Source organism: Rhodophyticola sp. SM2404, assembly GCF_053570515.1.
Genome location: NZ_JBSEDL010000005.1, coordinates 250,488 through 274,460 on the forward strand (window position 1 = coordinate 250,488; position 23,973 = coordinate 274,460).

Below are 23,973 nucleotides of genomic sequence, written 5' to 3' on the forward strand. Positions count from 1 at the left end.
GTTACCTGCTCCGCTTGATCAAAATATCGCCAATACCGCCTTGCGGACGCGAGCGGGTGAAGGCCAGCAACATACCAACCGAAATCCCCGTCGCGATGATGGAGGAGCCGCCATAGGACACGAATGGCAGCGTCATCCCCTTTGCAGGCAAAAGCCGCACGGCCACACCAAGATTGATAAAGGCCTGCAGCGCCAGAAGGCTTGCCAAGCCCGCGCCTGCCAATCGGATGAAAGGATCACGCTCCTTGGTCAGGCGGAAAAACGCGCGCAAGGCAACGGTTGCAAACAGGGCGATGATCATCAGCACCAGAACCACGCCATATTCCTCGGCGGCAACAGCAATGATGAAATCGGTATGGGCATCTGGCAAAGTCCATTTGACCGAGCCTTCCCCCAGACCCGTGCCGAAAATTCCACCCTCGCGGATCGCATTGGCCGCATAGGCCAGCTGCGTATTGGGGTCGACCTCGGCCGAGAGAAACCCGTCAATGCGGCGCGCGAAATGCTCGGAATTGGAATAGGCGAAACTGCCGCCGATCAGGGTGACAATACCAACCCCCACAAGCAAAAGCATCGGCGCACCCGCCACGAAATAGATCACGCACCATGAAAACAGGATCAGCGCGGCTTGCCCGAAATCAGGCTGAAGCGCCAAAAAGCCCACAATGGTGATCGCCGTAATAAAGGACACGGTTTTACCCGGAGGGCCACCCAAATCCTGACTGGAGGCCACCATCCATGCCGCAAACACCACGAAAACAGGCTTGAGGAATTCAGACGGTTGCAACGAGGCAAAGCCAAGCGAATACCAGCGCACCGCCCCTTGCCCGAAATCCGTGCCAAAAACAGGCAGCATGGCCAGCGCAACCATCGCGCCAAAAAAGCCCAGAACCGCGACGCGGCGCACCTGCAAAGGCGACAGCATCGAGACCAGAACCATCGCGGTCAGTCCCAGAAACCCGAAAAAGGCTTGGCGCGAGACATAATGGAACGGGTCATGCCCGTTACGCTCGGCCAAAGGCGGCGAGGCCGCGAAGCCAAGCAAAATACCAATTGCAAACAAAGCCAAAATGCAGCCGATCGTCACCCGATCAACTGTTCGCCACCAACGCGGCAAAATCGCCTCGCCGGATTGCACGAGAACCGTGCCATGCGCCATTTCCGTCATGGATTACCGCCCAATACTGCCTCTACCAGCCCGGGTTGTTCCCGGATCTGACGTGATACTAGCGAAAAATGCCCGCCCTGACCAGAGAAAGCCTACGCGCAAAGCGGCCGATTTCAGCCGATCAGCTTTTGCACCTGATTCATGAAATCCTGCCCGCGCGCCTCGAAATTATCATATTGGTCAAAACTCGCCGCCGCAGGGGCCAAAAGCACCACATCGCCGGCCTCCGCCTCGGCTGTTGCGCGGGCCACCGCGCGCTCCATGCTGGTGCAAATCTCATGCGGGGTATCGCCAAGCTGCAAGGCGAAATTCTGCGCCTCGCGCCCGATCACATAGGCTTTGGCGACCGATCCCAAAGCAGGCTTGAGGGCGTCCAGACCGCCCTCTTTCTCCAAGCCCCCGCAAATCCAGCGAATACGAGGAAAGGCGGCCAGTGCCTTGGCGGCTGCATCGACATTGGTGGCCTTGCTGTCATTGACGAACAAAACCCCCTCGCTCTCGCCCACCACCTGACTGCGATGAGGCAAGCCAGGATAGCTGTGAAAGGCCTGCTCGATCACTTTGGGCGCAATCCCCAAAGCGCGCACGGCCGCATAGGCGCAACAGGCATTCTGATGATTATGCGCGCCGGGCAAGCCCGTGATGGCGCGCAGATCAATCGAGCCTGCCTGCCGCCCTTTGCGATATTCCGACAACCAGCCCTTGCGCGCGAACACATCCCATCCCACACCCGTCAGCTTCTGCCCCGAGGAGATGCGGATCACGCGCCCGTCTGCCGCACCCATCGATAATTGATTGGCAATATATTTACCCTCAGCCTCATCCACACCGATCACCGCACGATCAGGCCCGCCTTCGGCAAAAAGGCGGCGCTTGGCAGCGAAATACCCGCCCATTCCGCCATGACGATCCAGATGATCAGGCGAGAGATTGGTGAAAACAGCAATATCAGGGGTCAGGGCACGGGCCAGATCGGTCTGATAGCTGGATAATTCCAGCACAATCACTTCGCCATCCTCTGGAGGCTCGATATCCAGAACCCCGCGCCCGATATTGCCCGCCAATTGCACAGGCGTTCCGTTTTCTTCCAGAATATGCGCAATCAGGGCCGAGGTGGTGGATTTCCCGTTCGAGCCTGTCACCGCAATCACGCGCGGCGGGGTATCATGGTTCACCCAATCCCCCTGCCCGAGCGAGCGGAAAAACAGACCCACATCATTATCAACCGGAACCCCCGCATCCCATGCCGCCACAATCGCGCGATGGGGTGCAGGATAAAGATGCGGAATACCGGGCGAGGTCACGAGCCATGACACATCCTCAAAAGCATCAGGCTTGAGCGGATCCCAAATCGTGAAGCCCTCAGAACTGGCAGCGGTTCGCCCCGCCTCGCCATCATCCCAGCAGAGGGCCTCCGCCCCGCCCGCCTGCAAGGCGCGCGCCGTGGCCATGCCTGAGCGCCCCAGCCCCAGAACTCCAACTCTTTGACCTTCAAACCCAAGCACGGGGATCATGGCACTTCCTTTGACTTCATCTTTCACCAAATACGAGCGTCACCAAGATCAGCCCGATGCGTCAGCGCAATTTCAGTGTCGCAAGTCCGATCAGGGCAAGGATCAGGGAGATAATCCAGAAACGGATCACCACCTGCGGCTCGGCCCAACCCTTTTTCTCGAAATGATGGTGGATCGGCGCCATCAGGAACACGCGTTTGCCTGTCCGTTTGAAATAGAGCACCTGAATAATCACGCTCAAAGCCTCGGCCACGAAAAGCCCGCCCACGATGGCCAGCACGATTTCATGCTTGGTGGCCACCGCAATCGCGCCCAAGGCACCGCCCAAAGCCAGCGATCCCGTATCGCCCATAAAGACGGCTGCGGGTGGCGCGTTATACCACAAAAACCCAAGGCCACCGCCAATAAGGCCAGCACAGAAGACCAGCAATTCACCCGTTCCCGGCACGTAATGCACATCCAGATATTCGGTGAAATCGACGCGCCCGACCGCATAGGCGATCACGCCCAAGGTCGCGGCTGCGATCATCACAGGCATAATTGCCAAACCATCCAAGCCATCGGTCAGATTGACCGAATTGGCGCTGCCCACAATCACGATCATCGCGAAGGGTACAAAGACCCATCCCATATTGATCAGAACCTCTTTGAAAACGGGCACCGCCAAATGATTGCTCAAATCAGACGGGTGCAAATAGCTCGCGATCAGGGCTGCGACCGCCGCAATGACCAAACCGATGCTAAAGCGCACCCTGCCCGACACGCCCTTGGTCGTGTTGCGGCTGACCTTGGCCCAATCATCGGCCAGACCGATACAGCCAAAGGCCACGGTGACGCCCAGAACCATCCAGACAAAGCCGTTATCAAGTCGCGCCCAAAGCAAGGTTGAAAGGGTCAGGGCGGCCAAAATCAGCAAACCGCCCATGGTAGGGGTGCCCGCCTTGGTCAAACGGTGGCTCTCGGGCCCATCCTCGCGGATCGGTTGGCCATGGGCGTATTTTCTGCGCAGCGCATTGATCAGGGGGCGCCCGAAAATGAAGCCGAAGATAAGTGCTGTGAAAAAGGCACCGCCCGCGCGGAACGTGATGTAGCGGAAGAGGTTAAAGAAATCCCCGCCATCCGATAGTTCGCTTAACCAATACAACATATGGCGGTTCCTTTATCGCTTCTCCGCTACCGATTGCCCCAGTTTGCGCAAGCCGTCAACCACGCGGGACAGCTTTGACCCATTCGAGCCCTTGATCAAAACCACATCTCCCGCCTGCAATTGGCGCGGCAAGGCGCGCGCCATCTCGTCGGAATTCTCGGTATGAAGCCCTCTTTTCAGTTCGGGCAGCGCGTCATGCAGATGCTGCATCAATTCCCCCGAGGTATAGATCAGATCGATGCTCTCGACCGAGGCGAGATCGGCAATCTCGGCATGCAACTCGGGGCCTGCCGCACCCAATTCGCGCATATCTCCCAACACCGCGATGCGGCGGCCCTGCAATTCGGGCTGGCTGGCAGCCAAGACCTCAAGGCTTGCGGCAATCGAAGCGGGATTGGCGTTATAGGCGTCATCGATCAATTCGACGGCCAGATCATCTGTCGTGCTCAAGACCAAACGCTCGCGCGTGCCGCGCCCCGAATAAGGTTGCCATTGCCCCAAAGCCATCGCCGCTTGCGGGATATCTCCGCCCGCCGCCTGCACCGCCGCAAGAACCGCGACCGCATTGCGGGCCAGATGCCGCCCCGGAACGGCCAGTTTGAAAAGCTGCTCAATACCCGAGAAACTGGCCCGAATGACCGTAGCGGTATCGCTCAGCGTCACCCCCGTCAGATGCGCCTCCGCCTCAGGGGCCGCGCCAAAGCGGATCAAGCCCGCACCAACGTCTCGTGCTTTTGCAAAAAGGATATCCGAGGTCTCCAGATCGGCATTGGCAAGGGCGATCCCGCCTGCAACCAATCCCTCAAAGATGCTGGCCTTTTCATGTGCGATCCCCTCGATCTGCCCGAAGGCTTCGAGATGGGCCTCGGCAACCGTAGTGACAATTGCCACATGGGGCTGTGCCATGCGGGTCAGGGGCGCGATCTCGCCGGGCGCATTCATCCCGATCTCGATAATCGCAAATTCCGTCTCGGCGGGCATACGCGCCAAGGTCAAAGGCACGCCCCAATGATTGTTATAAGAGGCCTCAGCCGCATGTGTGCGGCCTTGATCCGAGAGGGCCGCGCGCAGCATTTCCTTGACGGTGGTTTTGCCGACCGAACCTGTCACCGCGATCACCTTGGCTTTTGTCCGCGCGCGCGCCGCGCGTCCGAGCGCCTCAAGCCCGTTGAGCACATCCTCCACGATCAGCAGCGGCGCATCCTCGGCCACCCCGTCAGGAATGCGCGAGACCAGCGCGGCCCCTGCCCCATTGGCCAAGGCATCGGCCACGAAATCATGCCCGTCGCGCGCGGCCTTCAGGGCCACAAACAAATCCCCCTGCTGCAAGCTGCGCGTGTCGATTGAGACGCCCGTGACCGACCAATCCCCGCGCACCTGCCCGCCTGTGGCCTGTGCCGCCTCATCTGCCGTCCAAAGCGCGCTCATATCCGCCCCTCCAAGGCCGCCACGGCAACACTGGCCTGTTCGACATCATCAAAAGGATAGACCACATCGCCCACAATCTGCCCCGTCTCATGCCCCTTGCCCGCGATCAGCAGCGCATCCCCGGGGGATAGGTTATCCACAGCCCGAAGGATCGCCTCAGCTCGATCTGCGACCTCAATCGCCTCGGGGCAGGCTTGGAGAATCTCTGCCCTGATCCCGTCAGGATCTTCTGATCTGGGGTTATCATCTGTCACAAATACAACATCCGCATGATCTGCGGCCGCCTGCCCCATCAAAGGCCGCTTGCCACGATCACGGTCGCCGCCTGCGCCGATCACCACCACCAAACGCCCCATCACATGCGGGCGCAATGCCTGAAGCGCGGTTTGCACGGCATCGGGGGTATGGGCGTAATCCACAAAGATCGGCGCCCCATGCGATCGCGTGGCCGCCAATTGCATCCGTCCACGCACGCCTGTGAGTTTCGGCAGGACGGAAAACACCGCCTCGGCCTCTTCTCCTGCGGCGATCACAAGGCCAGCCGCCACCATCACATTCATCGCCTGAAAGCTGCCGATCAACTCAAGCGCAACTTTGTATTGATTGCCCTGCCAGCGGAACAGCACTTCCTGCCCCGTCTCGGTCATCCGAAGCCCCGTGATCTTGAGCCGTGCCGCGCCATTGCTATGGCCCACGGTGATCACTTCGATTTCGCGGGCATCGCAGGCCTCGACCAGATCAGCGCCATGGGGGTCATCAATATTGATCACAGCCGTGCCGTCTTCCGACAGCAACTCACTGAACAGCCGCGCTTTGGCCTCGAAATAGGCCTCCATCGTGCCGTGGTAATCCAGATGGTCTTGGGTGAAATTCGTAAATCCCGCCGCAGCAAGCTGCACGCCTTCCATGCGGCGCTGGTCCAACCCGTGAGAGGAGGCCTCCATCGCGGCATGGGTCACACCGGCATTGGCCATGTCGCCAAGCACGCGGTGCAGGGTCAGCGGGTCGGGCGTTGTGTGAATGCCAGGGGCCGAGAATGCGCCCTCCACGCCAGTCGTGCCAATATTGACGGCCTCCAGCCCCAAAAGCTGCCAAATCTGGCGGGTGAAGCTGGCGACCGAGGTTTTGCCATTGGTGCCCGTGATCGCAACCGCCACATCGGGCTGCCGCTCGAACCAGAGCGCGCAGGCATGCGCAAAGGCGGCGCGCGGGTCTTCGACAACAACAAGGGTGCACTCACTGCCTTGCAGCGCAGATTTCGCAAGCTCCGCGCCCGCGCGGTCGGTCAACACAGCGCTGGCCTGCATCTCGATCGCGGTCTCGATGAAGCTGGCGCCATGGATATTGCTGCCAGGCAAGGCGGCAAACAGATGCCCGCGCTCGATCATCCGGCTATCAAGGCTGAGCCCTGTAATCTCGACATCTTGCCCGCGCGTGGGGGTCAATCCCAAGGCAGAAAGGCGTTTGACCTCAGGCGTCATGCCCGAATCCTCCCAATCACTCTTATTGTGAGGCGTTGGATAGCTGAGTGTTGGCCAAAGGTTCAATCTCTGGTCGCATTCCCATCAATGGTGCTGTGCGTCGAATGATCTCGGCGGCGACGGGAACGGCCGTCCAACCCGCGGTCCGCCGCGTTTCGCCAAGCGCTACAATTTCCGGCTCATCCAAGGTGACGATCAAGGCATATTCAGGATCATCGGCAGGGAAAACACTGGCAAAAGTGGCAAGGACGCGATCCTCGTGATAGCCGCCCTGCGGGTTTGGCTTATCGGCGGAGCCTGTCTTGCCACCCACGGCATAGCCCTCGACATTGCCAAAACTGGCCGTGCCTTCGGTGACAACCGCGCGCAGCATGGTGCTCATCGCGCGCGAAGTTTCCTCGGAGATCACGCGCGCGCCATTTTGCGGCCCGTCTTGGCGCAGCAAGGTTGGAAAGACGCGCGTGCCGCCATTGGCGATGGTCGAATAGGCTGCCGCCAAATGTAGCGGCGAGCTGGACAGACCATGCCCATAGGAAATCGTGGCAGTCGACAAATCACCCCAACGGGCAGGTGCAATCGGGCGGCCCGTGGCGGCCTCCACCATTTCCAATTCGGTCGGTTCAAGAAAACCGAGTTCTTCCAAGAACCCGCGCTGCCGTTCGCCGCCAATCATGGCCGCAATCCGCGCGGTTCCAACATTTGACGAATGCACGATGACATCGGTGACCGATTGGGTGGCCCCGTAATCATGGAAATCATTGATCGAGAAACCGCCCAAGCGCAAAGGCGCTGTGGTATCGATCATGGTCTCGGGATTGACCAAGCCCAATTCCATCGCTTGGGCCACAGTGAAAATCTTGAAGACCGAGCCAAGCTCATACACGCCCTGCAACGCGCGGTTGAACAGGGGGCTATCGGCGGCCTCACCCTCGGTCAGGGGACGCGGGCGGGAATTGGGATCGAAATCGGGCAAGGAGGCCATGGCCCGCACTTCGCCCGTATGCACATTCATCAACACAGCCGTGGCCCCACGGGCATTCATGATTGCCATGCCGCCTGCCAGAACTTCCTCAATGGCGGCCTGAACAGGCAGATCAATGGACAATTCCAAGGGCGCGCCATCGCGGGCAGGATCGCGCAGCTCGGTATCGAATTGCGCCTCGACCCCCGCCACTCCGATCACTTCGGCGGCATTCACCGCTTCTTGGCCAAAGCTCGCACCACCAAGAATATGCGCGGCAATCGAGCCATTGGGATAAAGCCGCATCTCGCGCGGGCCAAAGAGCAAGCCAGGCTCGCCCAGATCATGAACCATCTGTTCCTGCTCGGGGCTGATATTGCGGCGCAGCCAGACAAAACGGCGCTCGGCGGTGAATTGGCGGGCCAGACGTTCGGCATCAAGATCAGGGAAAATCCGCACCAGACCCTCGATCGTGGTGGGCACATCGATGATCTCATGGGGGTGGGCATAAAGCGAATTGGTGATCAGATTGGTCGCCAAGACGCGGCCATCACGGTCCACGATATCGGCACGGGTGTTCAAAATGGCCGAAGCACTTGTCGCGATGCGCGGCTCTTCGGCCTCGGCGGTGGCCAGCGAGGCCATTCTGAAGCCGACAGTCGCAAAGGCGGCGAGGAAGCAAAAAGCCATCAAGAGCAGACGGCTTTCGGCGCGCTGGCGCATCTTGTCCCTCTCGGCCTCATGGCGCAGGCGCAGGTTCTCGCGCTCGATCGCATCGGGGTTTTCGCCCTTGCGGCGCGCCTCAAGAATGCGGGTCAGCGGGCGAAGCGGTATACGCGGGGTCATGGCAGCACCTCTGCATCCGAGGCGTTCTCGAACAGTATTTCATCCTCTGGGATCGGCTCAGGCGGGCGAGGATAAGCGATTTCGGCGGTCTCTCCGAATTGTGTGGGGCTCATGGATAAAAGACCCAGACGCTCGAAATTCATATCGCTCAACTCACGCAGGCGATCAGGACGGTTGAGATAGGCCCATTCCGCACGCAAAACCGAAAGGCGCTCGCGCTCCACGCCGATGGCGCGCTGCAAACGCTCCACTTCGCGGATGGAATGTTGGGTCTGGATATTCTGATGATAGGCCCAATAGCCCAAGCCGATCACGGCACATGCTGTCAGGAAACTGAAAAAGCCACGCATCACAGCACCTCCGGCATTTTGGGCAATCCAAGCGCTTTACGGTCCACGGAGGCCGCTGGCGCATCTGTGCGGGTCGCAACGCGCAATTTCGCCGAGCGCGACCGCGGGTTCTGGGCCAGTTCCGCCTCATCAGGGGCGATGGCTTTCTTGGGTGTCAGGGTAAAACCTGGAATTTGCGCCTCGGGCTCGGGCGCATGGCGCGAGCCGCCCCCGCCTGTGCTCGCACGCAATTGCAAAAAGCGTTTTACCACGCGGTCCTCAAGGGAATGGAAGGTCACAACCGCCAAGCGGCCACCAGATTTCAGCGCGCGCTCTGCGGCCTCCAGCCCTTCGACCAATTGGCCCAATTCATCATTCACCGCGATGCGGATCGCCTGAAAGGATCGGGTCGCGGGATGGCTTTGATTGGGCTTGGGGCGCGGCAGGCATTTCTCAATGACGCGGGTCAGTTGCAAAGTGGTCTCGAAGGGCTGGAGCGCGCGGGCGGCCACAATGGCACGCGCAATCCGGCGCGAGGCGCGCTCCTCACCGTAATGATACAGAATATCGGCCAGCAGCTCTTCCGAGGCGGTATTGACCAGATCAGCCGCTGAAAGCCCGCTCTGGCTCATCCGCATATCCAGCGGCCCGTCGCGCATGAAGGAAAAGCCGCGCTCGGCCAAATCAAGCTGCATCGAGGACACGCCCAGATCCAGCACAACCCCATCCAATTCGGGATGGCCCGTTTGCGCGGCCTGTTCATCCATATCGGAAAATGTACCCGCAACCAGCTTCAGCCGCGTGCCGTAATCGCCTTGCCACGCGCTTGCCATCTCAAGGGCCAAAGGGTCCCGATCCACGCCGATCACTGCATCCGCCCCCGCCTCAAGCAAGCCACGGGCGTAGCCACCAGCGCCGAAGGTTCCATCGAGCCAAACGCCCGTGACGGGACCTGCCGCTTTGATCAGCGGCGTCAATAATACTGGAATATGCGGGCGCTTGGCGGGGGCGTCCGGCTCCTCCGCCATGATTACTCGCCCCCTTGTGCGACCAACTCATCGCCCTGAGCCACCAGCGAAAGCGGATCAAAGAAATCATTACCCTGCCCCAAAGCCGCCAGAAGAGTATCCATGTCCTCATCGGCTGCTGCGGCATCAACCGGATTGAGGATGTGAAACTTGTCGCCCATCCCTTGGAACAGCGCTTCATCGGCAAGACCGAGCTTTTCGCGCGCGGCGGGGGGCAAAACCAGACGGCCCGTGTCATCCACGGTCGTCTCGTCGCATTTGCGGTAATAGAGATATTCCAACGCCTTGCGCACAGGTGTGCCAAGCGGTGTGCGGCGGATCATGCCGTCAATCTGGTCAAACGCATCGCCAGAGAGGCATTCAAGGAAGTTTTTCGATTTATCGCCATAAGCAATATAGAGGCGCGGCGGCGCACCTGCGGTGGCGCTTTTCTGATCAGAATTCTGCAGGACACGACGAAACTTGACCGGGATCGAGACCCGGCCTTTTCCGTCCATCTTGTTCAGGCTTTCGCCTTGAAACCTGCGTTCCACGTCTTTGCGCCCTATTTCGGCCTCAATTTGGCCCTAGTTTTCTTTTGCGCCGCTCTGGTTGGCCCGTTTGGGCCCCAGAAACGACAACGGCGGATCGAGCTAGCTGCCACTGCCCAATCCGCCGCCCTGTCCCATTTCTGGGTGACCAACTGCGCAAGCCACCTGGGGGGATGTCTGCTCGTTTGCGCGTCGGCTCTTCTTCCAGCAAGAGAGATGCCTGTATGAACACCTGCCTTATTTTTATTTTTGATCAGAGCTTTGGGAGCTCTGTGTTCGACCTCTGTTGCCTTGGTTAATCTTGTCTCATGGAATAAATTCCCAATCAATCCCTTTTTTTGGGAAAAAATCCCAACACTTGGTTTTTGAGGCATCTTTAGAACAACATATGGTGGGTGAAATCAGGCAAAATACCGCTTAAGTTGTGGGTGGGGCCATTTTACACGCAACATGTAGGGGTCAGCGGGCCGTCCCAGAATTTGGAAGATTTTTCCAAGCACCGCGCAAAACATGCGCACAGATCACACGGACTGGCCAGAAAACCCCGCGGATCGGCACGAATCACCATGAAAAAAGCCCGACACACAACGCATGCCGGGCCTAGAAATCCATGTCTTGGGGTGTCGCTTAGGCCATCCCGCCTTCGACCAGCCTTGCGGCCAGTTGCGCATAGGCCTGCGCCATCGGCCCCTCGCCCGCCGCGATTGGCGTGCCTGCATCGCCCGCAATCCGCGTCTCAAGCGAGATCGGCAATGCACCAAGGAAAGGCACATCGATCCTGTCCGCCTCGGCGGCAACCCCGCCATGGCCGAAGATATGCGCCTCATGGCCGCAATTCTCGCAGATATAGGTCGACATATTCTCGACCAGACCCAGAACAGGGGTTTTGAGCGTGTTGAACATATCAAGCGCCTTGCGCGCATCCAGAAGGGCCACATCCTGCGGAGTGGACACCACAATCGCCCCCGTCAGCTTGGAGCGCTGGCACAGAGTCATCGCGACATCGCCCGTGCCTGGGGGCAGATCGACCAGCAGCACATCCAATTCCCCCCATTCGACTTGGGTCATCATCTGCTGCAAGGCCCCCATCAGCATCGGGCCACGCCAGACCACGGCCTTTTCCTCGGCCAGCATCAGCCCGATCGACATCATCGTGACGCCGTGATTATGCAGCGGAATAATAGTTTTGCCATCGGGCGAGGCGGGGCGTTTCGAAATCCCCATCATGCGCGGCTGCGAGGGGCCATAGATATCCGCATCCAGCAGGCCCACCTTGCGGCCCTGTTTGGCCAGCGCCACGGCCAGATTGGACGATACCGTTGATTTGCCAACACCGCCCTTGCCCGAGCCGATGGCCAAAATCCGTGCAACCCCTTTCGGGTTCATCGGCTCATTCTGAGGCTTGGGATGACCACCTATCTTGAGGCTCGGCGGCTGGCCGCCTTGCGCAGGCGCGGCGGGTGCTTTGGGTTGGGGGCCATGCGCCGTCAGCGCGACGGTGGCTTGGGTCACACCTTCTAGATCCTGCACAAGCTTTTGTGCGGCCTGACGCAGGCCTTCCATGGCTTTGGCAGCTTCGGCGCTTTCTGCCTCGATGATAAAGCTCACGCGCGTATCCGCGATTTGCATAGCGCGGATCAGATCACGGCTGACCAGATCGCCACCATCAGGCAATGCAAGTGTTTTCAGGGCTTCAAGGACAGTCTCGCGCGTCACGCTCATTGGCTTTGGCCTTCTTTTCGGTCTTTCACTCTGAACAGGGACATAAGCCAGCTCTCACGCTTTCACACCCCCTAGAATGATTGCGGCCTGCGCAAGGATGCCCAAAACACCCGCCACAACCAAGGCAGGTCCAATCTCGATCCATTCGGCAAGACCGCCAATCGCCAATGCCCCAAGGGCGACCGTCCCAAAGCCCACAACGGTCCAAAGGCTCATGACGCGGCCCCTGAATGCATCGGGCAGATCAGTCTGGATCGCCGCCTGCAAGGACACCCCGCACCATGTCGCGCAAAAGCCCGAAATAGCGGTAGCCGCCAGCGCCAACGGCCAAATCGGGGCCAGCCCCATCAGAACCACGGCAACCTGCCCCACCATCGCAGCCAAAAGAACCTGCCAAGGGATGCGCGCCCCAACCGCGCCCACACCTACGGATTTCAGCATGGCAGCCACCAGCGCCCCAGCTCCCGCCGCCCCCGTCAACAGCCCCAGCCCTGCCGCGCCTCGCTCGAAAGCGCCATCGGCCAGCACGGGCAGCACCTCCAAGGCTCCGCGAAGGATGGTCGCAAAGACCACCGTGATCAAAAGCGCTTGGCGCACCAAAGGGCTGGCCATCGAATACCGCACTCCTTCGCCCAATTCGCTCAGGAAAGGGGCCGCGGCGCGCGGCGGCAGTGAACGCGGGCGCAGCCGCATCAGAACCACAATCATCGGAATATAGAAGGCAACCGCGACCCAAAGGCTGATTGCCGCGCCAAATTGGGCAATGATCAGCCCTGTCACGGCAGGGGCCACCAGACGCGCGAGATTGAAATTCAGCGCCGTGACCGAAACCACATGCTGCACCATATCAACCGCCACCAAGCGCGGCCCCAACGACATGCGCACCGGATGATGCGCCGAGCTGATCACACCAATCATCAGCGCCGCCAGCATCACCCCCACGGGCGCGATAAAGGGCAAAAACAGCGCCAAGAGGGTCAGGGTCAGAATCATGGCGCCATTGGTAAAAAACGCGGCCGTTCGAATATCCATCCGATCTGCCAAAACACCAAAGAAAGGCCCCGCCACCAAGGTCGGCGCCATGCTCAAACCTGCCACGATGCCTACAAATCCGGCAGAACCCGTCAGCTCCCATGCGATCCATGCAAGGGTAACACGCTGCATCCAGATGCCTTGGACAGCAAAGAAGATCCCTATAAAAAACAGCCTGAACTGCCTGTCCGAGAAGGCCAGAAGGGCCATACCACCACCTCTTTTAAGCGCCCGTTAATAGGTCAGCCTTTGCTATGCATTTTCTGCATAGCAGCATTGACCAAGCACGGGATTGTGCGAACGCAGCATTGGGTTATCTTCAGTCTCAACGAAAGGGCAAACGCCCAATCATGAATTACCGCGCTGAGGCCCAATTCGGGGCCAAAAGCGAAAACCGCAAAACTTGAACCGAGGATTTACCAATGGCCTATGTCGCAGGTAGCCGCAATACAACGATCTCCATGGGCGCACGCCTTGCCGAGATCAAAACACAGTTTTCCGAAGCCTTCACTGCATGGCGCGTATATCGCCGCACAGTGGCCGAGCTTCAGCAACTGACAACACGCGAATTGAGCGATCTGGGCATCTCGCGCTCCATGATCCGCCGCATCGCGATCGAAGCGGCTTACGGCGAGTAAGCGCAAGCTTGAAGAACACCTGAACGCACCTCCTCCCTCTAGCGTTCAGGAACAGCGGTAAATCTCCTCCTCCTCCCTTTGGGGATGAGCCGCGAAACAAGGATCGAAAGATCCACATGGAACCGTCGCCCCTCTCCTCCCTCGGGGCACGTGACCAAGGCAGCGGCCCTCTTATCCTCCCTCTGAGGGTCGCTGAACTTCATACCGGTCGAAAGACCGAGCCATCGGTTGCCTTCTCCTCCTCCCTTTGGAGGCAACTGAAACAAGGCGGTGATGCTTCCTCCTCCCTTAGCATCACCGCTTTTTTTTGTTTTGGGCTGTCTTTCCCCGCCACGCCCCGTAGAACACCCCCATGACACTCGACCTTTTGATCCCGCTTGCCCTATTCGGCATCGCCTCCTCGATCACACCGGGGCCCAATAACCTGATGCTTCTGGCCTCAGGAGCCAATTTCGGCTTGCGACGGACCCTGCCCCATATGCTGGGGATCAGCTTGGGCCATGCGTTTATGGTGGCGATGGTGGGTTTGGGCTTGATGCAGCTTTTTGATCTGCTGCCTTGGCTGCGGATCAGCTTGATGGTCGTAAGCGCGGCCTATCTGCTGTATCTCGCATGGAAGATTGCCAATGCCGCCCCCCCAGAGGATGCGCCGCAAAAGGGCCGTCCCTTTACCTTTTTACAGGCGGCGGGCTTTCAATGGGTCAACCCGAAAGCGTGGTATATGGCGATCTATGCGCAGACAAATTTCACCACGCCCGAGGCCAATTGGAGCGCTGCGATTGCGGTGGCGCTTGTCTTTGCGGTGGTGAATTTCCCATCCGTGGCCGTTTGGGCATGGGGCGGCACGCAGCTCAAACGCTTCCTGTCCACGGGGCGGCGTTTACGGGTGTTCAATATCACAATGGCCTTGCTGCTTGTGGCCTCGCTCTACCCGATGCTAACCAGCTAGGGGCACAGCTCAAGCGCGCTTTAGCTCAGAACGGCACGTCATTGCCCGCCCCTGCGGCCTGCAGGAAACGCGCGACCACCTTTTTGGAGCCCGCCTTGTCGAATTCCACATCCAGCTTGTCACCCTCGATCTGCATCACCTCGCCATAGCCGAATTTCTGGTGAAACACACGATCGCCGATCTCGAAGCCGCTGATCGCCTCGGCATCAATGATCATATTGCGCGCCTCGCTTGGCTGGCGCGTGCCATATTGGCCCTGATTGGCCTGCAAACGTTTCCATCCAGGCGAATTATAGACATCCGCCCGCCCCGCGCGCGCATGCAAATCCGAGCCGCTCATCATCTGCGCCACAGGCGAGGCGCTTGACGATATACCGCCCCCTTGGCCACCTTGATGCCCATAGAGCCCCGGCGGGGTCATGACCTCGACATGGGCCTCGGGCAACTCATCAATAAAGCGCGACGGCATCTGGCTTTGCCATTGCCCATAGACACGGCGATTGCCCGCAAAGGAGATTGTGCAGACCGCCTCGGCGCGGGTGATGCCGACATAGGCCAGCCTGCGCTCCTCCTCGAGGCCTTTAGCCCCCGCCTCATCCATCGAGCGTTGGCTGGGAAAAAGCCCGTCCTCCCATCCAGGAAGAAACACGACAGGAAATTCCAGACCCTTGGCGCCATGCAAGGTCATCAGCGTGACCTTGGGCTGGCCGTCATCTTGTTCATTATCCATGATCAGGCTGACATGTTCGAGGAAGCCTTGCAGGTTCTCAAAACCTTCCAGCGCCTTGACCAATTCCTTGAGGTTTTCCAACCGTCCGGGCGCTTCTGGGGTTTTGTCGTTCTGCCACATCGTGGTGTAGCCCGACTCGTCAAGAATGATCTCGGCCAGTTCGATATGGCTGACCTGCGCGGGCGCGGCATCCACAGGTTCGATCAGGTCATCGACAGGCCCCACCTGCCGCAAGGGCCCATGCAGCATATCGCGCCAACGGTCGAGGTTATTCACCAGCCGCGCCAGCTCAACCGCCCCTTTACCCTTGATCTCGCCCGCCTCGACACACAGCTTCGCGCCTTCAATCAGGCTGATACCATTGGAGCGCGCCATGCGCTGGATCGTGGCAATCGCCTTATCCCCAAGCCCACGCTTGGGGGTATTCACGATCCGCTCGAAAGCCAGATCATCATCAGCGCTGATCACCACGCGGAAATAGGCCATGGCATCGCGGATCTCCATCCGCTCGTAGAAACGGGGGCCACCAATGACGCGGTAGGGCAGACCAATGGTCAGGAAACGGTCTTCAAAGGCGCGCATCTGATGCGAGGCGCGCACCAAAATCGCCGTATCTTCAGGGCTGAACGGGTCCATCCCGCGGGTGCCGCTTTGCGCGGCCTCAATCTCATCGCCGATCCAGCGCGCTTCTTCCTCACCATCCCAATGACCGATCAGGCGCAATTTCTCGCCATCATCGCCATCGGTCCAGAGCGTCTTGCCCAAGCGTTCGCTATTGCCTTTGATCACGGCGCTAGCGGCGGCCAGAATATGCCCCGTGGAGCGGTAATTCTGCTCCAGCTTGATCACTTTCGCGCCGGGGAAATCTTTCTCGAAGCGCAGAATATTGCCCACCTCGGCCCCGCGCCATCCATAGATGGATTGGTCATCATCGCCGACCACGCAGATATTTTGATGACCCGCTGCCAGCAGCCGCAGCCACAGATACTGGGCGACATTGGTATCTTGGTATTCGTCTACAAGAATGAAGCGGAACCAGCGCTGATATTGCTCCAGCACATCTTCATGGCTCTGGAAAATGGTGACCATATGCAAAAGCAGATCACCGAAATCCGCCGCATTGAGCGTTTTGAGCCGCGCCTGATATTGCGCATAAAGCGCTACGCCGCGATGGTTAAAGGCCCCCGCATCAGCGCTTGGCACCTTGTCAGGTGTCAGCGCGCGGTTCTTCCAGCCATCAATGATGCCTGCCAATTGCCGCGCGGGCCAACGCTTCTCATCGATGCCTTCGGCATTGATCAGCTGCTTCATCAGGCGGATCTGGTCATCGGTATCAAGGATCGTGAAATTGGATTTCAGCCCGACCAATTCGGCATGGCGTCGCAAAAGCTTCACACAGATCGAATGGAAGGTGCCAAGCCAGCGCATGCCTTCCGCGGCAGGCCCCACCAGCCCCGTCACCCGATTGCGCATCTCGCGGGCGGCCTTATTGGTAAAGGTTACCGCCAAAATCTCGTCAGGTCTGGCCGTGCCTGTGCTGACCAGATGCGCGATCCGCGCGGTCAGGGCCCGCGTCTTGCCCGTGCCAGCGCCGGCCAGCATCAAGACAGGGCCGCTCAAGGTTTCAACTGCCTCGCGTTGCGGCGGGTTGAGACCGTCGAAATAGGGCATCGGGCGCGCACCCATGGCGCGGGCGGACAGGCTGGCGGCCTCAAAGGCCTCTGAATCGTCAAAGCTGCTCATGCGAGATAGATTACAGGGGAACGCCGCACAGTTAAAGATTTGTTCTTAAATTGTTCGCACAGGCCAAAAACAGGCGAAATGCAGTTCCAACTCTTTACTCCGCCCGCCAAATCGGGCTCTTTGGCGCCTATGGATTTACACAGCCGATACCCCGCAATCTCCGATCTCAAAGCCCGCGCCAAAAGGCGCATCCCGCATTTCGTGTGGGAATATCTCGACAGCGCCACGGGGGCCGAGACGATCACCCATCGCAACCGCACGGCATTGGATCAGGTCTTGTTTCGCCCTGCCGCCCTGCGCGGTGAAATCGCGCCAGATATCTCGACCGAATTTCTGGGCAAAGCCTATGCCGCGCCTTTTGGCATGGCGCCTTTGGGGATGTCAGGGCTGATCTGGCCCGAGGCCGAACTGCATCTGGCGCGGCACGGCGCGGCAGCGGGCATTCCCTATTGCCTGTCCACAGTCGCCACCCGAACGCCCGAAGATCTTGCCCCTGCAATCGGACAACAGGGCTGGTTCCAGATGTACCCCCCGCGCGACCCTGATATCAGACGCGACATGTTGCGCCGTGCGCGCGAGGCGGGGTTTCACACGCTGATCCTGACGGTGGATGTCCCCGCCGCCAGCAGGCGCGAACGCCAGACCCGAGGCGGTTTGGTGCAACCGCCCAAACTGACGCCAAGGCTGGCCGCGCAAGTGGCGCTTTGCCCGCAATGGGCGCTTGGAATTGGCACCGCAGGCATGCCGCGGATGAAGCTGATGGACAGCTACGCGCCCGAGATTGCGGGCAAAGGCACCCTGCCCTCAACGGCTCATGTCGGCTATCTGCTGCGCGCCGCCCCTGATTGGGACTATCTGGCGACGCTGCGCGATGAATGGGAGGGGCCGATCATCCTCAAAGGTGTGATGGAACCCGAGGTCGCCGCCCGCGCAGCAGATGCGGGCGCAGATGCCGTTTGGGTCTCGAACCATGCGGGGCGGCAATTCGATGGCGCGCCTGCCGCGATTGATGTGCTGGCCCGGATCAAATCCGCAACCGCCCTGCCCATCATCTTTGATAGCGGGGTCGCGGGCGGTTTGGATATCTTGCGCGCCCTCGCGCTCGGGGCCGATTTCGTAATGATGGGGCGTGCATGGCATTACGCGCTTGGCGCGCTTGGGGCCGAGGGGCCCGCCCACCTACATGACCTTCTGGAACGCGATATGCTGTCGAATATGGCCCAGATCGGCGCCAAGACCTTGGCTGATCTGCCGTCACGTCTTGTTAACTCAGCCTAGAGAAAGCGGCTTCCCAATCCTTTAACGAACAGTTAATGTTCGCCTTATGTTCGAAGCCGATCTCATCCCTATCATTTGCGCTTTGCTGCTTGGCGGCACGCCAGAATATCGGGTTGCCTATGACATCAATGAAGGCCAGCACTCGGTTCGGATGGATTGCCTGACCAGCGAGCATGCCATCGAGATCGGCCTTGATGATCGCCGCTCAAGCTATGACAGCGTGCATCAGGCCATCTTTTACGCGCATCTGACCGAGCGTGCACCCATGGTCATCATGATCGATACAAACGGGGTCGAGGATAACGCCGAATTTCAGGTCCGCACGGTCGCACAAGCGCTGGATGTCGATTATCGCAGCTATGATCTCGACTTTCTGATCCGCTGGCAAATGACCTCCTATTTGCGCAACAGGTATCGGCAGCCTGCGCTATCAAACTAAAGAAATTTCAGGCGAAATCAGTTGTAACAGCTCGATTTGTTAGCGCTAAAATATCCGTAAAACAGGGGTTTCCTTCCCCTGCCGCCTGGGATTATGCTGCTTTGCAGCGAAAAGAAGCAGGAGCGCCCGCGCGCCGCCGCAAAGCTATATCTCTGGGGAGGAACATTATGGCCGAATTCAAGAAAATCCTGATTGCCAATCGCGGTGAAATCGCGATCCGAGTGATGCGCGCGGCCAATGAACTCGGCAAACGCACCGTTGCGGTCTATGCCGAGGAAGACAAACTTTCGCTGCACCGTTTCAAGGCGGATGAGGCCTATAAGATCGGCGAAGGTCTGGGGCCTGTTGCGGCCTATCTCTCGATCCCCGAAATTATCCGCGTGGCCAAAATGGCTGGCGCGGATGCGATCCATCCGGGCTATGGTCTGCTATCGGAAAACCCCGAATTCGTAGATGCTTGCTTTGAGGCCGGCATCACCTTCATCGGTCCCAAGGCCGAAACCATGCGCGCGCTTGGCGACAAGGCCAGCGCCCGTCGTGTTGCGATTGAAGCAGGCGTGCCTGTCATCCCCGCATCCGAGGTTCTGGGTGAGGATATGGCCCTGATCCGCAAACAGGCCGATGAGGTCGGCTACCCGATCATGCTCAAAGCCTCATGGGGCGGCGGCGGACGGGGCATGCGCGCCATCTTGAATGCTGATGAGCTGGAAGAAAAGGTGCTGGAAGGCCGCCGCGAGGCTGAGGCCGCTTTCGGCAATGGCGAGGGCTATCTCGAAAAGATGATCCAGCGCGCGCGCCATGTCGAAGTGCAGGTGCTTGGTGATACGCATGGCAATATCTATCACCTCTATGAGCGCGATTGTTCCGTGCAGCGGCGCAATCAAAAAGTCGTGGAACGCGCCCCCGCCCCCTATCTGAGCGAGGCGCAGCGCGAAGATATCTGCCTGCTTGGTAAAAAGATCGCCGAGCATGTGGGTTATGAATGCGCAGGCACCATCGAATTCCTGATGGATATGGATACGGGCGCTTTCTACTTCATTGAAGTGAACCCGCGCGTGCAGGTTGAACATACCGTCACCGAAGAGGTGACAGGCATTGATATCGTGCGCGCCCAAATCCTGATTGCCGAGGGCAAGAGCCTGACCGAGGCGACAGGCGTGGCAAGCCAATATGATGTGAAGCTGGATGGTCACGCCATCCAATGCCGCATCACGACCGAAGACCCTGCCAATAACTTCATCCCCGATTATGGCCGCATCACCGCCTATCGCGGGGCCACGGGCATGGGCATCCGCCTTGATGGCGGCACGGCCTATTCAGGCGCGGTGATCACACGCTATTATGACAGCCTGTTGGAAAAGGTCACCGCTTGGGCCCCCACGCCCGAGGCCGCGATTGCGCGGATGGACCGTGCCTTGCGCGAGTTCCGTATTCGCGGGGTCTCGACCAATATCGCTTTCGTAGAAAACCTGCTCAAGCATCCGACATTCCTGAATTACCAATACACCACCAAATTCATCGACGAGACGGCCGAGCTGTTCGATTTCGCACCGCGCCGCGACCGCGCGACCCGTATCTTGCGCTATGTCGCCGATATCACGGTCAACGGTCATCCCGAAACCGAAGGCCGCACGCGCCCATCCGCCGATATCAAACTGGCCCGCGCGCCCAAGCCGCGGCTTGAGGCGGCCCCGAAAGGCACGCGCAATCTGCTGGATGAAAAAGGCCCCGAAGCGGTTGCTGCATGGATGAAAGAGCAAAAACAATTGCTCATCACCGACACAACAATGCGCGACGGGCATCAATCGCTTTTGGCCACGCGGATGCGCTCGATTGATATGATCAATGCAGCCCCTGCCTATGCGGCAAACCTGCCTGAATTGTTCAGCGTTGAATGCTGGGGGGGCGCAACCTTTGATGTGGCCTATCGCTTTTTGCAGGAATGCCCATGGCAGCGCCTGCGCGATATCCGCGCCAAAATGCCCAATATCATGACACAGATGTTGCTGCGCGCCTCCAATGGTGTGGGCTATACCAATTACCCCGATAATGTTGTGCAAAGCTTTGTGGCCCAAGCCGCCGCCTCGGGCGTCGATGTCTTCCGCGTCTTTGACAGCCTGAACTGGGTTGAAAATATGCGCGTGGCGATGGATGCGGTCGGCAGCTCTGGCAAGATTGTTGAGGGTACGATTTGCTATACAGGCAATATCCTTGACCCAGATCGCGCCAAATATGACCTGAAATACTATGTTTCGATGGCTAAGGAGTTGGAGGCTGCAGGCGCCCATGTTCTGGGCCTCAAGGATATGGCGGGCTTGCTCAAGCCAACCGCCGCCGAAGTGCTGATCCCCGCTTTGAAAGATGCCGTTGATCTGCCGATCCATTTCCACACCCATGACACCGCTGGCGTGGCCTGCGGGACGATCCTTGCAGCCTCCAAGGCAGGTGTGGATGCGGTGGATTGCGCGATGGATGCGCTCTCAGGCAATACTTCGCAGGCCACGCTTGGCACGATCGTCGAATCCCTGCGCTATACGGATCGTGACACAGGCCTCGATATTTCTGCCGTGCGCGAAATCAGCGATTATTGGGAAGCCGTGCGCGCCCATTATGTCGCTTTCGAGAGCGGCATGCAGGCCCCCGCCTCCGAGGTTTATCTGCATGAAATGCCCGGCGGTCAGTTCACCAATCTCAAGGCGCAGGCACGCAGCCTCGGGTTGGAAGAACGCTGGCATGAGGTCGCGCAGATGTATGCGGATGTGAACCAGATGTTCGGCGATATTGTGAAGGTCACGCCGTCCTCCAAAGTGGTGGGCGATATGGCGCTGATGATGGTCAGCCAAGGCCTGACCCGCGCGCAGGTCGAAGACCCAGAAACCGATGTCGCCTTCCCCGATAGCGTCATTGACATGATGCGCGGCAATCTTGGCCAGCCTCCGGGCGGCTTCCCGACATTGATGCTGAACAAAATCCTCAAGGATGAAGCCCCCAATCTCGAGCGTCCGGGCAAGCATCTGGACCCCGTAGATCTGGAGGCAACCCGCAAAAAGCTGGAAGAACAGATCGGCGAGGCCGTGGATGACGAAGATCTTAACGGCTACTTGATGTATCCCAAGGTCTTCACCGATTACGCCACCCGCCATGCCGATTACGGCCCTGTGCGCACCCTGCCCACGAAGACCTTCTTCTATGGCATGGAACCCGGCGAAGAGATCGAGGCCGAGATCGACCCGGGCGTGACACTTGTCATCCGCTTGCAGGCTGTGGGCGAGACGAATGCCGAAGGCGAGGCCAAGGTGTTCTTCGAATTGAACGGCCAGCCCCGCACGATCCGCGTGCCCAACCGCAAAGTGGCCGCCACAAGCGCGAAACGCCCCAAGGCCGAGCTTGGCAACCCCGCCCATATTGGCGCCCCCATGCCCGGAGTTGTGGCCAGCGTGGCTGCGAGCGTTGGCGCAAGCGTCAAACAGGGTGATCTGCTCCTGACCATCGAAGCGATGAAGATGGAGACAGGCATTCATGCGGATCGGGACGCGGTGATCAAGGCGGTCCATGTGACACCGGGCGCGCAGATTGATGCGAAAGACCTTTTGGTGGAATTCGACACAGAATGACCCGCCATCTGGGCAAGCTCTCACTTTTAGTGCCCGAATATGACGCGGGGATCGCCCATTATGTGGGCGATCTTGGCTTTGAACTGCTCGAGGACACGCCGCTTTCCCCGACCAAACGTTGGGTCGTCGTTCGGCCCGAAGGGGGTGGGGTCGCCCTCATCTTGGCCCGCGCGGCCACGCCAGAGCAAAAGGCCGCCATCGGCCAGCAAGGCGGCGGCCGGGTGTGGTTGTTCCTCGAAAGCGACAGCTTTGATGCCGATTATGCGCGCATGAAAACCGCAGGCATCCATTTCGAAGAAGACCCGAGACAAGAGCCTTATGGCAAGGTCGCCGTCTTTCGGGACGCCTTTGGAAATCGGTGGGATTTGCTGGAAACCAAACCCGCCTGACCCGTTATAAGACCCAGTTTTCACCGTCTGCGCGCCCCAATTTTGCCGCTCTTGCCCAATAAATCGTTAAGGTAAGAATTTGGATTTTTGGGACCTGAAATGCTTTTGCACTTCATAAATGATGAGTCCGGCGCGGTGACCGTCGACTGGGTGATGCTGACGGCAGCAGCCGCTGGCCTTGGCATGGCGATGGATGAATTGGTAACCGGTGGCGTCAATAATATGGTCACCGCAATCACGCATCAATTGAGCGAAGCCGAGATCGCTGCCGCCTTCGACACCGCCGGAGAAGAGTTCGGCGCCTTCGAAAGCGTGCAACTGGCCTTGACCGATTTCGCGAGCGGGTCTGCGGGGTGGTCGGGCGGCAATGTCATGGATATATCGGGCTTTGGCAGCTTGATGGTTCTGGGTGCCGGCCAATCGACAACATATTCTACGATCATCCCCAGTGGCGCGTCATCGGCGACCTTCACATTTGATTTGGTCGCGGGGGACAGTATCGACAACGAGACTGCTGTGTTCACCCTTAACGGCCAAGAGATCTTCGTGGCACGTTCTCCTTTTGATGGATCGCTCAGCATTGCAGATAGCAATCTCGCGGGCGTTACAATCCAAACAGAAGTCTTGGCTAACAACACGGAGATGGGCGGGCGCAACTATTGGTCAGATAATATTTCAAGGATCACTGTCACGGTCGAAAACCCCGACCCAGAGCTGTCGCTGACCGCGCGATCCAATACCAACCAAGGCATAGATGACGAGTTCTACGGCATCGACAACTTCTCGCTGGTCGCGGAATGAGCCGCTTGGAAAAAATAGCGGCAATCGCATAATTTTCCGCTTGCAGGCCTCTGCGGGCATCATTAAATACCTGTCTCACAGAGCGGGCGTAGCTCAGGGGTAGAGCATTACCTTGCCAAGGTAAGGGTCGGGCGTTCGAATCGCCTCGCCCGCTCCAGTATAAAAAACCCGGAAGGTTTTCCTTCCGGGTTTTTCATTGTTTGGGC

19 protein-coding genes and 1 tRNA gene are annotated in these 23,973 nt (G+C 59.1%); 8 read left to right on the forward strand and 12 right to left on the reverse strand.

Features of this window, described 5'->3' with window-relative positions; translation table 11 throughout:
• Position 1: 1 nt before the first annotated feature.
• From ftsW to ACTYEO_RS10015, 11 genes are all read right to left on the reverse strand, one after another.
• Positions 2-1,168 (reverse strand): putative lipid II flippase FtsW, encoded by a 1,167-nt coding sequence (ftsW, locus tag ACTYEO_RS09965; RefSeq protein WP_449323591.1) that lies wholly within the window; start codon positions 1,166-1,168, stop codon positions 2-4.
• Positions 1,169-1,281: 113 nt separating this feature from the next.
• Positions 1,282-2,682, reverse strand: a complete 1,401-nt coding sequence (gene murD / locus ACTYEO_RS09970) for a UDP-N-acetylmuramoyl-L-alanine--D-glutamate ligase (RefSeq protein ID WP_449323592.1) — start codon at positions 2,680-2,682, stop codon at positions 1,282-1,284.
• Positions 2,683-2,743: 61 nt separating this feature from the next.
• Positions 2,744-3,829: a phospho-N-acetylmuramoyl-pentapeptide-transferase gene (gene mraY, locus ACTYEO_RS09975; protein WP_449323593.1), complete on the reverse strand. Its 1,086-nt coding sequence runs from the start codon at positions 3,827-3,829 to the stop codon at positions 2,744-2,746.
• Between the two features lie 12 nt (positions 3,830-3,841).
• Positions 3,842-5,257, reverse strand: a complete 1,416-nt coding sequence (locus tag ACTYEO_RS09980; protein ID WP_449323594.1) for a UDP-N-acetylmuramoyl-tripeptide--D-alanyl-D-alanine ligase — start codon at positions 5,255-5,257, stop codon at positions 3,842-3,844.
• A complete protein-coding gene (locus tag ACTYEO_RS09985; protein ID WP_449323595.1) occupies positions 5,254-6,738 on the reverse strand; it encodes a UDP-N-acetylmuramoyl-L-alanyl-D-glutamate--2,6-diaminopimelate ligase in 1,485 nt (494 codons plus the stop codon). Before ACTYEO_RS09985 ends, ACTYEO_RS09980 begins: the two co-directional genes overlap by 4 nt.
• Before the next feature lie 22 nt (positions 6,739-6,760).
• Positions 6,761-8,545 carry a peptidoglycan D,D-transpeptidase FtsI family protein gene (locus ACTYEO_RS09990; RefSeq protein WP_449323596.1) on the reverse strand — a complete coding sequence of 595 codons (1,785 nt, stop codon included), beginning with the start codon at positions 8,543-8,545 and terminating at the stop codon, positions 6,761-6,763.
• Positions 8,542-8,895 carry a cell division protein FtsL gene (gene ftsL / locus ACTYEO_RS09995; protein ID WP_449323597.1) on the reverse strand — a complete coding sequence of 118 codons (354 nt, stop codon included), beginning with the start codon at positions 8,893-8,895 and terminating at the stop codon, positions 8,542-8,544. The genes ACTYEO_RS09990 and ftsL overlap by 4 nt, the downstream gene beginning before the upstream one ends.
• Positions 8,895-9,902, reverse strand: a complete 1,008-nt coding sequence (gene rsmH, locus ACTYEO_RS10000) for a 16S rRNA (cytosine(1402)-N(4))-methyltransferase RsmH (protein ID WP_449323598.1) — start codon at positions 9,900-9,902, stop codon at positions 8,895-8,897. Before rsmH ends, ftsL begins: the two co-directional genes overlap by 1 nt.
• A gap of 2 nt (positions 9,903-9,904) precedes the next feature.
• Positions 9,905-10,435: a division/cell wall cluster transcriptional repressor MraZ gene (locus ACTYEO_RS10005; protein WP_449323599.1), complete on the reverse strand. Its 531-nt coding sequence runs from the start codon at positions 10,433-10,435 to the stop codon at positions 9,905-9,907.
• Positions 10,436-11,059: 624 nt separating this feature from the next.
• Positions 11,060-12,154: an Mrp/NBP35 family ATP-binding protein gene (locus ACTYEO_RS10010; RefSeq protein WP_449323600.1), complete on the reverse strand. Its 1,095-nt coding sequence runs from the start codon at positions 12,152-12,154 to the stop codon at positions 11,060-11,062.
• A gap of 54 nt (positions 12,155-12,208) precedes the next feature.
• The gene (locus ACTYEO_RS10015) at positions 12,209-13,396 is read right to left on the reverse strand and encodes an MFS transporter (RefSeq protein WP_449323601.1); all 1,188 of its coding nucleotides are present in this window, start codon (positions 13,394-13,396) and stop codon (positions 12,209-12,211) included.
• A gap of 212 nt (positions 13,397-13,608) precedes the next feature.
• Here ACTYEO_RS10015 and ACTYEO_RS10020 point away from each other — a divergent pair, with 212 nt between their 5' ends.
• A complete protein-coding gene (locus ACTYEO_RS10020; protein WP_449323602.1) occupies positions 13,609-13,824 on the forward strand; it encodes a DUF1127 domain-containing protein in 216 nt (71 codons plus the stop codon).
• 352 nt (positions 13,825-14,176) lie between these two features.
• Positions 14,177-14,773, forward strand: coding sequence for a LysE family translocator (locus ACTYEO_RS10025; protein ID WP_449323603.1), 597 nt, complete (start codon positions 14,177-14,179; stop codon positions 14,771-14,773).
• A gap of 25 nt (positions 14,774-14,798) precedes the next feature.
• Here ACTYEO_RS10025 and ACTYEO_RS10030 read toward each other — a convergent pair whose 3' ends face one another.
• Complete coding sequence (locus ACTYEO_RS10030) at positions 14,799-17,246, reverse strand: ATP-dependent helicase (protein ID WP_449323604.1); 2,448 nt, start codon at positions 17,244-17,246, stop codon at positions 14,799-14,801.
• Between the two features lie 129 nt (positions 17,247-17,375).
• On the opposite strand from ACTYEO_RS10030, the gene ACTYEO_RS10035 reads away from it, so the two are divergent.
• From ACTYEO_RS10035 to ACTYEO_RS10060, 6 genes are all read left to right on the forward strand, one after another.
• Positions 17,376-18,524, forward strand: coding sequence for an alpha-hydroxy acid oxidase (locus tag ACTYEO_RS10035; RefSeq protein ID WP_449323650.1), 1,149 nt, complete (start codon positions 17,376-17,378; stop codon positions 18,522-18,524).
• Between the two features lie 46 nt (positions 18,525-18,570).
• A complete protein-coding gene (locus tag ACTYEO_RS10040) occupies positions 18,571-18,963 on the forward strand; it encodes a hypothetical protein (protein WP_449323605.1) in 393 nt (130 codons plus the stop codon).
• A 167-nt stretch (positions 18,964-19,130) separates the two neighbouring features.
• A complete protein-coding gene (locus ACTYEO_RS10045) occupies positions 19,131-22,577 on the forward strand; it encodes a pyruvate carboxylase (protein WP_449323606.1) in 3,447 nt (1,148 codons plus the stop codon).
• Positions 22,574-22,966, forward strand: a complete 393-nt coding sequence (locus ACTYEO_RS10050; protein WP_449323607.1) for a VOC family protein — start codon at positions 22,574-22,576, stop codon at positions 22,964-22,966. Before ACTYEO_RS10045 ends, ACTYEO_RS10050 begins: the two co-directional genes overlap by 4 nt.
• Before the next feature lie 99 nt (positions 22,967-23,065).
• Positions 23,066-23,767, forward strand: coding sequence for a hypothetical protein (locus tag ACTYEO_RS10055; RefSeq protein ID WP_449323608.1), 702 nt, complete (start codon positions 23,066-23,068; stop codon positions 23,765-23,767).
• An 82-nt stretch (positions 23,768-23,849) separates the two neighbouring features.
• Positions 23,850-23,924, forward strand: a tRNA-Gly gene (locus tag ACTYEO_RS10060).
• The last annotated feature ends 49 nt before the right edge of the window (positions 23,925-23,973 follow it).

Coding starts and splice junctions, on each gene's coding strand:
- ftsW (WP_449323591.1), bottom strand. CDS start 1,168: ATGACGGAAATGGCGCATGGCACGGTTCTCGTGCAATCCGGCGAGGCG.
- murD (WP_449323592.1), bottom strand. CDS start 2,682: ATGATCCCCGTGCTTGGGTTTGAAGGTCAAAGAGTTGGAGTTCTGGGG.
- mraY (WP_449323593.1), bottom strand. CDS start 3,829: ATGTTGTATTGGTTAAGCGAACTATCGGATGGCGGGGATTTCTTTAAC.
- ACTYEO_RS09980 (WP_449323594.1), bottom strand. CDS start 5,257: ATGAGCGCGCTTTGGACGGCAGATGAGGCGGCACAGGCCACAGGCGGG.
- ACTYEO_RS09985 (WP_449323595.1), bottom strand. CDS start 6,738: ATGACGCCTGAGGTCAAACGCCTTTCTGCCTTGGGATTGACCCCCACG.
- ACTYEO_RS09990 (WP_449323596.1), bottom strand. CDS start 8,545: ATGACCCCGCGTATACCGCTTCGCCCGCTGACCCGCATTCTTGAGGCG.
- ftsL (WP_449323597.1), bottom strand. CDS start 8,895: ATGCGTGGCTTTTTCAGTTTCCTGACAGCATGTGCCGTGATCGGCTTG.
- rsmH (WP_449323598.1), bottom strand. CDS start 9,902: ATGGCGGAGGAGCCGGACGCCCCCGCCAAGCGCCCGCATATTCCAGTA.
- ACTYEO_RS10010 (WP_449323600.1), bottom strand. CDS start 12,154: ATGAGCGTGACGCGCGAGACTGTCCTTGAAGCCCTGAAAACACTTGCA.
- ACTYEO_RS10015 (WP_449323601.1), bottom strand. CDS start 13,396: ATGGCCCTTCTGGCCTTCTCGGACAGGCAGTTCAGGCTGTTTTTTATA.
- ACTYEO_RS10020 (WP_449323602.1), top strand. CDS start 13,609: ATGGCCTATGTCGCAGGTAGCCGCAATACAACGATCTCCATGGGCGCA.
- ACTYEO_RS10025 (WP_449323603.1), top strand. CDS start 14,177: ATGACACTCGACCTTTTGATCCCGCTTGCCCTATTCGGCATCGCCTCC.
- ACTYEO_RS10030 (WP_449323604.1), bottom strand. CDS start 17,246: ATGAGCAGCTTTGACGATTCAGAGGCCTTTGAGGCCGCCAGCCTGTCC.
- ACTYEO_RS10035 (WP_449323650.1), top strand. CDS start 17,376: ATGGATTTACACAGCCGATACCCCGCAATCTCCGATCTCAAAGCCCGC.
- ACTYEO_RS10040 (WP_449323605.1), top strand. CDS start 18,571: ATGTTCGAAGCCGATCTCATCCCTATCATTTGCGCTTTGCTGCTTGGC.
- ACTYEO_RS10045 (WP_449323606.1), top strand. CDS start 19,131: ATGGCCGAATTCAAGAAAATCCTGATTGCCAATCGCGGTGAAATCGCG.
- ACTYEO_RS10050 (WP_449323607.1), top strand. CDS start 22,574: ATGACCCGCCATCTGGGCAAGCTCTCACTTTTAGTGCCCGAATATGAC.
- ACTYEO_RS10055 (WP_449323608.1), top strand. CDS start 23,066: ATGCTTTTGCACTTCATAAATGATGAGTCCGGCGCGGTGACCGTCGAC.